This is a genomic window from Bacillus cereus group sp. BfR-BA-01309, assembly GCF_022664315.1.
GTDB lineage: Bacteria > Bacillota > Bacilli > Bacillales > Bacillaceae_G > Bacillus_A > Bacillus_A mobilis.
Map to the genome: position 1 here is coordinate 40526 of NZ_JAKUHE010000010.1, position 13056 is coordinate 53581.

A 13056-nucleotide genomic window follows, 5' to 3' on the forward strand; every position below is an offset into this window, starting at 1 on the left:
TGCTTTCGCTGAATTTTGAGGTGGGGGTCTTACTGCCCATTAAAGCGGGATAAAGGCACCTTAAGGTGTCTTTTTTTATTTTCAAAAGGACCTGCTCACGTTTATACGTCAAAACATAAAGTAAATGGAATCCGTTAAAAAAACACGAGTGACCCTTTGTTTTTCCCCTCTTATTAAAGGAGGAACTATTATGGGATTTGGTGGTAGTTGCGGCGGAGGCTGCGGTTTTGCTGGAGGATTTGCATTATTAGTTGTGTTATTCATTTTATTAATCATCGTTGGAGCTTCTTGCTTCTGCTAAGACTAAACAAACTATCGGAAAAGACACTCTTATATGGGTGTCTTTTCTTTGTAAACTAAAAAGTATGAGAATCCGATCCTTTAGCCATAATTACGACTAAAGGCTTTTTGTATATAACTAAAAAAGGAGCTGACTATATGGAACATAATAAAAACGGAATGCTTGCTTTAATCGTTCTGTTTGTAGGACTAGCTTTTTTTGTTTTCGGTATGGTTTATCATTTATGGGGAACGGTTTAAAAATAAATATTAATCCATTTAGAAGAAATCTAGATGCAACATCCATATCTTCATCTCATTAAGCACCAATAATCTTTTTCCTAGTTATGTAACCCCTCCCTGAGCTTGAGGGGTTTCTGCTTTCACACTAAAAAAAAAAGCCCCATCACTGAGGCACTCAAAAAATAATATAAGTAAATGAATTAAAACAAATAACAGACAACTAAAATATATACAATAAATATCATATAATCTATATATATGCAACATTGCATAAAAATATTTATTATTACATGCTATACTAAAACAGGAGTCGACAATCGTTATTTTCTTCTTATTTTTAAAGCAATATGGATATATCTTCTTAACTTCATTTGGATTGTACAAGCAAAAAAAGACATCGTAATCGATGTCTTCTTTTCTTATACTTTTATGAATTTTTTTGCGAAGATGCTCTCCAAGCACGAAAAGATGTTGGGCGTCCAGAATGAGCTCTTTGCTTTGCAGCAGCTGATTTTTCTTCAATATTCATTGGTTTTTCTTCAATAGTCGCTGGTTTTTCTTCCACAATCACTGATTTTTCTTCAAGAATAGTCACAGCTGTTTGCATTTTTTCCAGCTGTTCTTTTAAAGCTTGCTGTTCAATCTTTAAATCCGTAAGTAATCGTAAAATCATTTCAGAATTGGCCATAAAGATCCTCCTTCCCCCAATACACAGAATAAAATACAATATGTCATCAGCTTAATACCCGTGACAAAAATAAGGTCGTCAATTCTCATTAAATCTAAGCACTTTTTATTTTTCAAAAGGACCTGCTCAAGTTTATCCGTAAAGACATAAAGTACATTAAATCCATTAATTAATGGTCTTTATGGAAGGAGGAGTTAATATGGGCTATGGCGGTAGTTGTGGTGGAGGCTGCGGTTTCGGCGGCGGATTCGCTTTACTTGTTGTACTATTTATTTTATTAATCATCGTAGGAGCTAGCTGTTGGGGCGGCGGATTCGGCTGCTAATAAGAGGCACTCTTGAGAGTGTCTTTTTTTTGTGTTTTTTGATGTACAACCCCTTCTCATTGGTAGTTTATCAACGTTAATCGTTAGAAAATAGTATCCTCGAAACTCGCACATTTTAAAATTGACATAGCACTTCATGCACCATATACTGTTAACAACAGTATACTGTCATTAACAGTATTAATTCTAATTCATTCAAGGAGGTATATCCATGAAACATACAGGAAGACATACAGGTGCATTTCTTTTGTTATTTTTAGCTGAGGGGGATAACTATGGCGGGCAATTATTGCAAAAGTGCGAAGAAGAACTTCCAGTTAATCCAATCGATAGCGCCATTTTATATCGTACGCTAAAGAAATTAGAAAACGAAGGTGCAATTGAATCTTATGTAAGTACAGATCATCAAGACAAACCGAGAAAGATGTACAAAATTACGCCTGCTGGAAAGGAACAATTGGCAGATTTCCAAATGGATATTGAAGAAAAAATGAAGAACTTATCCTTTTTCATAGAAAAATATAAGGACTTAAAGGATTCCGATCATGATTAACGGTGTGATTCTTTATACTTTAGCCATTATTCTTACGGGGATTTCTTTTATGAAGGACCGCAATAAAACGAAAAGAGCTCTAATGAAGTCGTGGAAAATGTTTCGCAATCTTCTACCTGCGATGCTTTCCATCATGCTTTTCGTTGGCTTATCGCTTTCTATATTAACGCCGTCTTTCATCTCTTCTATTATTGGGGAGCAATCTGGATTTCTCGGCATTGTTTATTCAGCCATACTCGGCTCCATTGCACTTATTCCAAGCTTCGTCGTATTCCCACTCGGCAATACATTAGTCCAACACGGCGCAGGCCTTCCTCAAGTTGCGGCACTTATGTCTACACTCATGTCAGTAGGAATCACAACATTACCGATGGAACAAAAGATATTTGGGCGAAGCTTTGCTTACGCACGTAATGCGTCTGCATTACTCATGTCACTTCTATTCTCCTATATCATTTGGGTGGTGATGGTATGAAAGAACTAAAGAGATACCGTTTCTTTTTCATCTTACTACTGGGGCTCATTGTATTAACTTTTATAAATCAATCTTTAGGATGGAGCGCATTACAATTAACAGGGAATAGCATTTTAGATATGTTGTTTCTCCTTCCCCCTGTCCTACTATTTGTAGGATTACTTGATCAATGGGTGAAAAAAGAAACGCTCATGAAATATATGGGCGCAAATTCCGGCGTATACGGAATCTTATTCTCTCTATTATTAGGCGGCATCGCAGCTGGTCCTCTCTACGTTGCCTTCCCAATTGCAGCACTACTCTTACAAAAAGGCGCAAGCATTCGGTACATCGTATTTTTCTTAGGCGTTTGGACAACTGCGAAATTGCCAATTCTCGTGTATGAATTTTCTTCATTTGGCACTACCTTTACACTTATTCATGTTGGTTTTGGTTTAGTGTTCTTTTATATAATGGGGATTATTTTTGAGAGGTTTTATGATCAGGGGCCGTTGCTACGGTATGATGTTACAAAAGACATGTAAAAAGACACCTTTCCTAGAAAAGATGTCTTTTTTATATAAACCTTAATTCTCGTTCTGTAAAGCCCTCGCTGCCTTTACTCCCTTTTTCTCTTCTTTTAAAAACAGCGATACGATAAATGCAATAATGATAAAGACTAACCCTAGTGTAAATGCACCTTGGAATCCTGATGTTAAACCGTTTAACTTCTCTACTGGATCCATTGGATTTGCGGAACTTTCCATATAGCTAGCTGTTCCTGAAGACATTTTCGAAATAAAGATAGCTGTTCCAATTGCGCCAGCTACTTGTTGTAACGTACTAAACAGTGCTGTTCCGTGCGGATATAAATCTGGTGTTAATTGATTTAAGCCGTATGTTTGTGCTGTCATGACAAACATGAGTCCAACCATTAATACGCTATGCATGACAATAATTTGTACCATTGATGTGTCAGGAGTAATGCCTTTAAATAAGAACATTGCAATCCCCACTAACACAATGCCAGGAACGATAATAACTTTCGGACTAAATTTATCAAATAGTTTACCCGCGATTGGTCCCATTATGGCGCTAATAACACTTCCCGGAAGCATGATAATTCCTGATTTAAAAGCTGTAACGAGTAAAACTGTTTGCAGGAACATCGGTAATAAAGTCATCGTTGAAAATAACGACATCATCACAATGACGATTAATCCTACTGATAATGTAAACATCGGAACTTTAAATGCGCGTAATTCTAAAATTGGATTCTCAATTTTTAATTGTCGAACGACAAAAATACATAATGAGATAAGCCCAACAAGTAAAGTGCCATACACTTTCACATCGGACCATCCTAAGTCACCCGATGCACTAAAGCTATACACAAGCCCGCCAAATCCTAATGTCGATAAAAGGATAGATGGATAATCTACTTTTGGCCTTGTTAACTCTGAAACATTTTGAATGTACTTCATCCCAATCATAATTGAAATGATCACGAAAGGAATAACAATATAGAATAACCAGCGCCAATTGAGTGAGTCTACGATTACTCCAGATAATGTAGGTCCAATTGCTGGAGCTGCCATCATCACAAGTGCGATTAACCCCATTGTGGCACCACGTTTTTCAGGCGGACAAATGATTAAAATCGTATTCATTAATAACGGTGTAATTAACCCCGTCGCTACAGCTTGGACGATACGGCCAACTAATAAAATAGAAAATGTCGGTGCGAATCCCGCAATTAATGTACCGACTAAAAATGTTACCATAGCGATCAAAAACATTTGTCTCGTTGTGAGCCATTGCTGAAGTAACGCTGTAATTGGGACTAAAACCCCAACTACCAACATGTAAGCTGTAGAAAGCCATTGAATCGTTGAAGCTGTTACGCCAAATTCTTTCATTAATACGGTTAACGCATTACCAAGTAACGTTTCGTTTAATAACGCAACCATTGCCCCTAAAAGCAATGCAATTAAAATCGGGGTATGTTTCATATTAGAAGTATCAACTTTGCCACTTGCAGGGCTCTTAGTTGTCATATTCATTTACAGATTCTCCTCCTGTTTCTTACTTAAAAAACTTTAAATACACCGGAACACATGTAATATAATATACATATGTAGATTAAAAAGGGAGAATCAATTTTCAGCCACTGTATATTTAATCTACAAAAAAGGAGAATTGTAGATGAATGATAATGAAAAACAAATTGATTTACGTATTAGACGTACACATAAATTATTGTGGGATTCCTTATTTGAATTAATGACGCAATCAAAACAGAAATATAGTACGATCACGATTAACCAAATTTGTGATCTTGCGATGGTACACCGAACAACCTTTTATAAACACTTTGAAGATAAAGATGCTTTATTAGCATTTGGATTTAAACGATACAGCAAGATGATTGGTGAAATACCGGTTTCAGATCGATTAAGTAAACCATTTCAAGTAATGGAACAATTCCTACACCATGAAGAAATCGGTAAAATATTAGAGACACAAATGTCTGATGAACAATTTATTAACCGGACACAGTATTTAAGTCACGAAACGAGAAAACAAGAAATAGAAGCGTTAAATCAACTTTGCAAAAATCATACGATGCCAAATGATTTAATCATTGAATTTTATTCAGGGGCAATCACCTCATTAAGCGCATGGTGGTTTAAAAATGAAAGAAAAGTTTCCGCTGCTGAAATGGATAAGTATCTCCACCAACTTATTAATCGGGATATTTTTCAGTTTGAAGAGGAATAACTTCTCCATCAAAAAAAACGCCTATATGAAATAGGCGTTTTTTTGTACATACTACATATCGAGTCTCTTCAATTTTATATTTATAGTCTTTATTAAGATGGACCATAACCGATAAGATGAGCAATTATAACTGCTATTAAACCGATTGAGTATTCAATTAGAATTAAAGGAAGAATCCACCTTGCCCACCTTGTCCATGAAATTCCTGCAATTGCTAATCCAGCCATTAGCGTACCACCTGTCGGAAAAATAATATTTCCAATACCATCGGCGAATGAAAAGGATAATACGGCTGTTTGGCGTGTAATGTCCAATAAATCTGCAAGTGGCGCCATGATAGGCATTGTCAACATCGCATGGCCACTACCTGATGCTAAAATAAAATGAATCGCTACTTGGAAGTTGTACATTCCAACAACACTTAAAAAAGGAGAAATATGTTCCATTCCCTCCGATACTTGATACAGTAGTGGGTCTATAATATGCCCTTGATTCAATACAACTAAAATAGCGCGTGATACGCCAATAATTAATGCGCCGCCGATTAAAGATGCCGATCCTTGTGTAAAAGATTCTACAGTATCATCAAGAGATATCTTGCCAAGGATTGCAATGATTATAGTTAAAATAATAAATAAGGCTGCAATTTCTTTTATATACCACTCGTACTTAATAACACCAAATACAAGAATAATATAATTGATTAAAAAGGCCGTTAATATCCATTTATGTCTTTTTGTTAACTTTACTTTCGCTGTTAATAGGCTGTCTTGCTCATTTGTATCGAATTTTCCGTAAATTCCGTTTGCAGGATCCCTCTTTACTTTCATAGCATGACGATAGACGAATGTAACAGCAATTACATATATAACTACGAATAAAATGAGGCGGAATCCCATCCCCGAATACATAGGAAGACCCGCTATCCCTTGCGCAAGCCCGACTGTAAACGGATTCATAATTGCCGTTGTAAATCCGACGGACGCTCCTACTAGTACCATCGCGGTTCCTGTTATCGTATCAAATCCAACCGCAAGAGCTAGCGGGATGAATAGAGGTACATACACTAAAGCTTCCTCAGCCATTCCCATTAATGATCCGCCAAGTGCAAAGAACAGCATGATAATAGGAATCATTAACTTTTCACGATTAGCGAGTTTTTTTGCCATCGTTGAAACAAGAGCCTCAACCGTACCGGATGCCTTTAATACACCAAAAAAGCCTCCGATAATAAGAATAAAAAAGATAATATTAGCAGCTTCTACCATCCCTGTAGGAATAGATTTTACTGTATCAAAAAATCCAAGTGGCGTTGATTCAATCCATTTAAATGAATTTGGATCTACTGTTGTATACCCATTTTTTTCAATCTGTTCATATTTTCCGGCCGGCAATATATGTGTAATAACAGCCGCAATAACTAACAAGACAAGTAACATTGCAAATACGTTTATTTTCCATTCTTTTTTTTCCTTTTTTTCTTCTGGCTCGAATGAAACTGCCTTCTCTGATACTTGACTCATATACCAATCCCCTTTGCAATAAAGTGAAACTTTAATCATTGGGGATTCGTTCATCCCCCAATGATTATTACTTTTACAAGCAGCCGGCAGTCTGGTTTCCCCACTACCATGACGTACCAAGCTATCCACCAATTCTTTTATTTATAACACGCTAGGATTTAACTACCTTTTTACTAATTTCATTTACAAATTGGTTAAATAAACGTTGCTGCAAGACATCCCTTTCCGACATCATTTCTGGATGCCATTGAACTGCTGCTACATAACGATGAGCTTTGGATTCAATAGCCTCTATCACACCATCAAAGGACCATGCGCTCGCCTCAAAATCTTTCCCTAATGTTTTCACTGCTTGATGGTGAAAAGAATTAACCATTAAAGATTTTTGGCCAATAGCCTCATAAACTTTTCCCTCTTCCAAAAGATCTACGGAATGAGAGCCTTGCCATTTACGGAACTGTTCTCGAACATGGAAATATTCTGGCCCCATCTCGTGCTCTAAGTCTTGATAAAGAGTTCCACCAGCTGCAACATTTAACACTTGTAATCCTCGGCAAATTCCTAGAATAGGAATATCTTTTTCTAAAGCCTGTTTTGCCAGATTTAATTCAAAATTATCTCGTTCTTCCTCTACAGTACCTATATACGATTTTGGAGTATCACCGTAATAAACCGGATTGATGTCCGCGCCACCAGCCAATAACAATCCATCTAATTGATTAAGTGTGGACTCAATTTGATCAACTTCCTCAATTGGAAGTAGAACAACCGTTGCACCTGCTCGTTGAATTGAACGAATATAGTCATAAGAAAAGATAGCCATATCTTGACCTGGTAGCCCTCGCAAGCCCTCCTTCCCTATTTCACTATGATCAACATAATACCCAGTAACACCAATTAGTGGTTTCATTTTCTCTCACCTCATAATTTAAATGGTTTCGTTGTTTTTCTCTGCTGAAATTGTATCCTCTTAACCTCCCTTTTCTAGCAAGTGGTAAAGAATTAAATATGTAAATTACGACTCTACTCATTTCATTATTTCTTTACACACCATTGATATAAGCAAATATCATGCCAACATTAAAATTAAAGTGATTATTTACATATTTTTAAATATTTTGTCGTTTTATTGGTGTTTGCTATGTTGAAATGTATTATAATTGGTTATTAATTGGTTACACAATAACCAATTACATTCAACTAAAGAGGTGCTCTATGAACAAATTTGAAACCAATCACATTGTATTGATCACCGTTTTAAAAGAAACACGAAAAGCCCTACATCAACAACTAACGGAGATGGTAGGTGACCTCATAGATATCGAAAGTTTTTCTGTAGAAGAAAATATTCCAAAAGTATTTCATTCTACATTAATTGTGTTACCTAATACATTTACGATAGAAACGGTGAAAGACTTTATTGGGGAAAACTGCGAAGTAATAATAGCAAAACGAACATTAAATTATGAAAACGTGGACCAGCTTTTATTTTTACCAGAAGGAACACAAGCTCTATATGTGAATGATAATCATGAAACAGTATACGAATCAATTGAAACGATGCGTCAATTGGGGCTGAACCATATTGAATATTTCCCATACTATCCTGGAAAAACGAATATACAAATGATCAAGCTCGCAATCACACCTGGCGAACTTGAAATTATCCCTGACTTCGTAGAAAAAGTAATTAATATTGGTCATAGATTAATAGATATTACGACAATCATGTCCATTCTAGATCGATTTCATTTAATGGAGGAATCAGGTAACCACGTTTCTGAGAGATACTATCGAAAAATAGTGGATTTAACAAAGAATTTAGCTAAAGCTCATCGACAACTTCATCAAGTTATTGATGGTGTTGGTGACGGCATACTAGCTATTGATTATGAAGGAAGAATTGTTGTCTTTAATGAATTCTTGGAAAGCATGCTGAAAATAAAAAGCAAACATGCTATCGGTCATCCGATTGATGCCATTATTGATAATATTGATTTAGCAAACTTCATCCTTTCAAATAAGCAACAAGAAAGCGGAATATTTGTTGTAAACGGCTTGGATGTAATAGTGGAACGTCTACATATAAATGATCAATCGATTATTGTTACTTTTAGAAATGCCCTTAAGACCATCGGATTTGAACGGAAATTAAGAAAAGAATTTATCAAAAAAGGATATGTAGCAAAATACAACTTCCATAATATCGTTGGGATTAGCTCTACCATCCAAGACACGAAACAAATTGCAAAAAGGTTAGCTAAGACTGATTTAACTGTATTAATTGAGGGTGAAAGCGGTACTGGAAAAGAGTTATTTGCAAGTGCTATTCATAACGCTTCCCAGCGAAATAGCGGCCCTTTTCTTGCTGTTAACTTTAGTGCTTTATCGGATGATTTAGTCGAGAGTGAATTATTTGGTTATGAAGACGGAGCGTTTACCGGAGCAAAAAAGGGCGGGAAAATGGGGTTATTTGAACAAGCAAATGGCGGCACTATTTTTTTAGATGAGATTGGAGATATTAGCCTGAAACTCCAAGCACGACTACTTCGCGTATTGCAGGAAAAAGAGATCATGCGCGTTGGCGGAAGCCAAATTATCCCGATAGACGTAAGGATTATTGCAGCGACCAATAAGGATCTACTAAAAATGATTCAAGAAAATGTGTTTAGAGAAGACTTATACCATAGGCTTAAAGTACTCTTTATACACCTCCCTGAATTAAGGGCGCGCCGAAATGACATTGAATTATTGGCTAAACATTTTGTTGCGCTATCGGGCCCTAAAGTCAAAATTGAACAAGAACTAATTGAAGAACTTCAAGGATACCCATGGTACGGAAATGTAAGAGAACTAAAAAACACGATAGATTATATGCTTGCTGTCCGTACCGGAAACCAAATAACAAAAAATGATTTACCTAATCAACATTATTTCCAAAAGCCTCCGCATAAGAAAATAGATAGCGATCAGGCAGAAAATATTAAACCCTCTTCTTCAAGTTCAAACGCTCTTGATCAAGAATCACTTTTCATCCTTACCCTCATCATGAATTATGAAGAAAAAGGAAAAACAATCGGAAGAAGAATTATTTCTGAAAAGAGCGAAGAAGTCGAAATGAAATTAACTGAGGCACAAGTGAGACACCGATTGAACTTCCTAAAAGTGAAAGGATATGTGCAAATAAAAAGAGGTAGAGCAGGAATTCATTTAACAAGAAAAGGGTTGGAGATTCTACGTAATCTTTAGTCAAAGTTCGGATTTTCAGATACATAGAGGCTGTTTTATAAACAGCTTTTTTTTGATGGAATAAAACGTCGATAAATTTAAGTTACAAATATTCAGAATTAATATTAAAATGAAGAATGGGGATAGGGGTATGGGATTTTAAATTTTATACATAACGAGGGAATAGAAATGAAACTACAATTAAAAGCGGATTTAGGGCTACTACTAGTTACATTCTTCTGGGGTGCATCCATCTTACTTACAAAGGTTGGACTCGAAGGCATAGAAGAATACAATTTAATCGCATTACGATTTATTATCGCCTTTCTTTTATCAGGTTTAATATTTTACAAACATTTATTCAAAATCGATTTTAAAACGGTAAAATATGCATTTATACTCGCTTCTGTCTTATTTATCGTTTACATTTTCGCGACTTTTGGCACAAAGTATACGAGTGTTTCAAATGCTGGTTTCTTACTATGTCTCACAGTCATTTTCATTCCGATATTATCAGCTATATTTTTGAAACACATTCCGGAAAAGAAAGTTATAGTAGGCATCTTTTTAACGATAATAGGAATCGGCTTATTAACATTAACGAGTGAATTCAAGATCGGTAACGGCGACATATTTTGCATACTATCTGCCTTATTTTATGCAATCCACGTCATCATCACTGGGAGCGTAACGAAACATGTAAACTCCATTGCACTTGGAGTCATACAACTCGGGTTCGTCAGCCTATTTAGTCTTATTTTTTCATTCATTATCGAAACGCCCAAACTGCCTAGCACAACCAACTCATGGCTAATCATCCTAGCCTTAAGCATATTTTGCACTGCAGTCGCATTTATCGTGCAAGTTATCGCCCAGCAATACACGACGCCTACACATACAGGGCTTATCTTCTCATTAGAACCTGTCTTTTCCGCAGGCTTCGCTTTCGTTTTCACAGGTGAAACACTTACCGGGAAAGGATATTTAGGAGCGACACTTATATTAGTGAGTGTGTTGATTGCTGAGGTGGATTTTAAGAGTGTATTGCGACCTAATTATAAGAAAAATATGGAATAGTTATTTCGCTAAAGTACATAAACATACCCCGAAAATATTCGTTTGTATTATTTTCACCCTCTTATCTTAATTTTTTAGATGCTATCTTCGAATAAGGTAGCATCTAAAACATGTTACAAGGAACTATTATATTTATGTAGCCTGCATAGTTAACCTTTTCTACATTACTTACTGCATATAGTCATACAGATTTTTCGCTAACAATAAACAAGTTACTGTAATGAAAAGGGCACGAACATACCCGCTTCCTTTTTTTATAGCAAATTTGGAGCCAACAATCCCTCCAGCAATTTGAGCAATCCCCATTATAAAACCATACGCATAGTGTACTTGTCCTACACACATAAACATCAGCAATGCCCCAATATCACTTCCTAAATTAAGAAACTTCGCATTACCTGCTGCTTTTAAAAAATCATACCCAATAAACAAAAGAGAAAACATTAAAAATGAACCTGTGCCAGGACCTAGAAATCCATCATAAAAACCAATAACAAAAACAAAAAAAATAAAAATAATGAAGTGTCGACCAGACAATTTCTTATGAGTAGAAATACTGCCCCAATCCTTTTTGAATATCGTATAAATAGCAACCACTCCAAGCATTATCAGCATCAATGGCTTCAGTACTTCCGGGTTCATTAAATGAACGGTCCATGCCCCTATTATGGAACCTATGAAAGTGAGTGGAACTAATTTAAACGCCGATTTCAAATCAAGGTTACCAGAACGATAAAACACAATATTACTAGTTGCACACCCCATTGTCGACGCTAGTTTATTCGTAGCTACTGCACTTGCTGGATTCAGTCCTGTAAATAATAAAGCTGGTAAAGCAATCAGTCCACCACCGCCTACAACTGAATCAATAAATGAAGCTAAAAATCCAAAAACAATCAAAATAATTAATACTGATGGGTCTAAATAAAAATCCATATTATCAACCTTTCTTTAGTCACTATTGGAATAGTAACTAATAATTTGCTAAATGTAAAGAGTTATTGTAACGTTGAAATATAAAAACAAACATCGGAGGACGAAAAAAGTGGACTACATAGTGCAACAGCTTAAAAAAATGGGTTTTAATGAATATGAAGCTAAATCTTATGTATCTCTTGTTAAACAGGGACCTGTCACAGCCTACCAAGTTAGTAAAGATTCAGGTGTCCCAAGAGCACGAATTTATGAGATTTTAGGTAACCTTGTAGAAAAAGGAATTGTCATGAAGGAAGAAATAAATGACACCACTCGCTATTCGCCTCTACCTGTTGAAATCTTTTTACAAAAGGCTCAATCAGAATGGCAGTCTACGTATGAAGGAATCAGTGACTCATTAAAAAAACTAGAAACTTCCGAGGAAAAAACGGATAATCGAGTAATTACTTTAAAAGACAAAAAAACAATCATTAGCTATTGTCAGACATTAATAAAAAAAGCAGAACAACGTATTGTCATTTCAATGTGGGATGAGATGTATGAAGCATTAAAAGAGGAACTATCTGCGGTCGCTGATAAAGTTACAGTACAAGGTATTACCCTGCATGTTGAAAATCCAATTAAAAATCTAGAAGCACATCGTATCACACCTTATACAGAAACTCGCTCTACAGAACATTGGTTTATTTTATCCATAGATTCTAAAGAGATGATTTATGGACCATCACTTGAAGAGCGTAACGTTGCTTTTTATACAGATGATCCGGTTCATATATACCTATTAGAGGATTATGTATGGCATGATGTGCTAGTGAATCGACTTGTCCAACGTAGCCAAGACGATTTGGAACAATGGATTACTACAGAGAGAAAATCCTTTTTTATGGGGAAATAAGAAACATATTCAAAGAATCAAAAAATAAAGCATAAGTTAATGAAATAGGACACTTATGCTTTATTTTATATGCA

At 35.8% G+C, this 13056-nt stretch carries 14 protein-coding genes; 9 read left to right on the forward strand and 5 right to left on the reverse strand.

From position 1 onward, the window contains the following. Positions 1–190: 190 nt before the first annotated feature. Positions 191–301, forward strand: coding sequence for a YjcZ family sporulation protein (locus MR115_RS19105; protein ID WP_000505681.1), 111 nt, complete (start codon positions 191–193; stop codon positions 299–301). Positions 302–949: 648 nt separating this feature from the next. Here MR115_RS19105 and MR115_RS19110 read toward each other — a convergent pair. Continuing rightward, complete coding sequence (locus MR115_RS19110) at positions 950–1210, reverse strand: hypothetical protein (protein WP_061679467.1); 261 nt, start codon at positions 1208–1210, stop codon at positions 950–952. 199 nt (positions 1211–1409) lie between these two features. Here MR115_RS19110 and MR115_RS19115 point away from each other — a divergent pair, with 199 nt between their 5' ends. The 4 genes from MR115_RS19115 to MR115_RS19130 all read left to right on the forward strand — a co-directional run bounded on the left by MR115_RS19115 (position 1410) and on the right by MR115_RS19130 (position 3087). After that, a complete protein-coding gene (locus tag MR115_RS19115; protein ID WP_000540377.1) occupies positions 1410–1535 on the forward strand; it encodes a YjcZ family sporulation protein in 126 nt (41 codons plus the stop codon). Between the two features lie 211 nt (positions 1536–1746). Then, a complete protein-coding gene (locus tag MR115_RS19120) occupies positions 1747–2088 on the forward strand; it encodes a PadR family transcriptional regulator (protein WP_242242334.1) in 342 nt (113 codons plus the stop codon). Then, positions 2081–2563, forward strand: a complete 483-nt coding sequence (locus MR115_RS19125; RefSeq protein ID WP_242242336.1) for a hypothetical protein — start codon at positions 2081–2083, stop codon at positions 2561–2563. Before MR115_RS19120 ends, MR115_RS19125 begins: the two co-directional genes overlap by 8 nt. Further along, on the forward strand, positions 2560–3087 hold the full coding sequence (locus tag MR115_RS19130) for a permease (protein ID WP_242242338.1): 528 nt from the start codon (positions 2560–2562) through the stop codon (positions 3085–3087). Before MR115_RS19125 ends, MR115_RS19130 begins: the two co-directional genes overlap by 4 nt. Before the next feature lie 42 nt (positions 3088–3129). Here the strand turns inward: MR115_RS19130 and MR115_RS19135 are convergent, their stop codons facing one another. Further along, positions 3130–4605 carry an MDR family MFS transporter gene (locus tag MR115_RS19135; protein ID WP_242242340.1) on the reverse strand — a complete coding sequence of 492 codons (1476 nt, stop codon included), beginning with the start codon at positions 4603–4605 and terminating at the stop codon, positions 3130–3132. 142 nt (positions 4606–4747) lie between these two features. Between MR115_RS19135 and MR115_RS19140 the strand changes: the two genes are divergently transcribed. After that, entirely contained in the window at positions 4748–5323 is a 576-nt protein-coding gene (locus MR115_RS19140; RefSeq protein ID WP_242242341.1) for a TetR/AcrR family transcriptional regulator, read from the forward strand. Positions 5324–5415: 92 nt separating this feature from the next. On the opposite strand, the gene MR115_RS19145 is transcribed toward MR115_RS19140, so the two are convergent. Then, positions 5416–6846 carry a YfcC family protein gene (locus MR115_RS19145; RefSeq protein WP_242242342.1) on the reverse strand — a complete coding sequence of 477 codons (1431 nt, stop codon included), beginning with the start codon at positions 6844–6846 and terminating at the stop codon, positions 5416–5418. Between the two features lie 151 nt (positions 6847–6997). Continuing rightward, entirely contained in the window at positions 6998–7756 is a 759-nt protein-coding gene (locus tag MR115_RS19150; protein ID WP_242242343.1) for a gamma-glutamyl-gamma-aminobutyrate hydrolase family protein, read from the reverse strand. A 305-nt stretch (positions 7757–8061) separates the two neighbouring features. On the opposite strand from MR115_RS19150, the gene MR115_RS19155 reads away from it, so the two are divergent. Further along, complete coding sequence (locus MR115_RS19155; RefSeq protein WP_242242345.1) at positions 8062–10095, forward strand: sigma 54-interacting transcriptional regulator; 2034 nt, start codon at positions 8062–8064, stop codon at positions 10093–10095. Between the two features lie 168 nt (positions 10096–10263). Beyond that, positions 10264–11151: a DMT family transporter gene (locus MR115_RS19160; protein ID WP_242242347.1), complete on the forward strand. Its 888-nt coding sequence runs from the start codon at positions 10264–10266 to the stop codon at positions 11149–11151. A gap of 168 nt (positions 11152–11319) precedes the next feature. Here MR115_RS19160 and MR115_RS19165 read toward each other — a convergent pair whose 3' ends face one another. Then, positions 11320–12087 (reverse strand): TSUP family transporter, encoded by a 768-nt coding sequence (locus MR115_RS19165; protein WP_242242350.1) that lies wholly within the window; start codon positions 12085–12087, stop codon positions 11320–11322. Positions 12088–12196: 109 nt separating this feature from the next. Between MR115_RS19165 and MR115_RS19170 the strand changes: the two genes are divergently transcribed. Continuing rightward, positions 12197–12982: a TrmB family transcriptional regulator gene (locus tag MR115_RS19170; protein ID WP_242242351.1), complete on the forward strand. Its 786-nt coding sequence runs from the start codon at positions 12197–12199 to the stop codon at positions 12980–12982. The last annotated feature ends 74 nt before the right edge of the window (positions 12983–13056 follow it).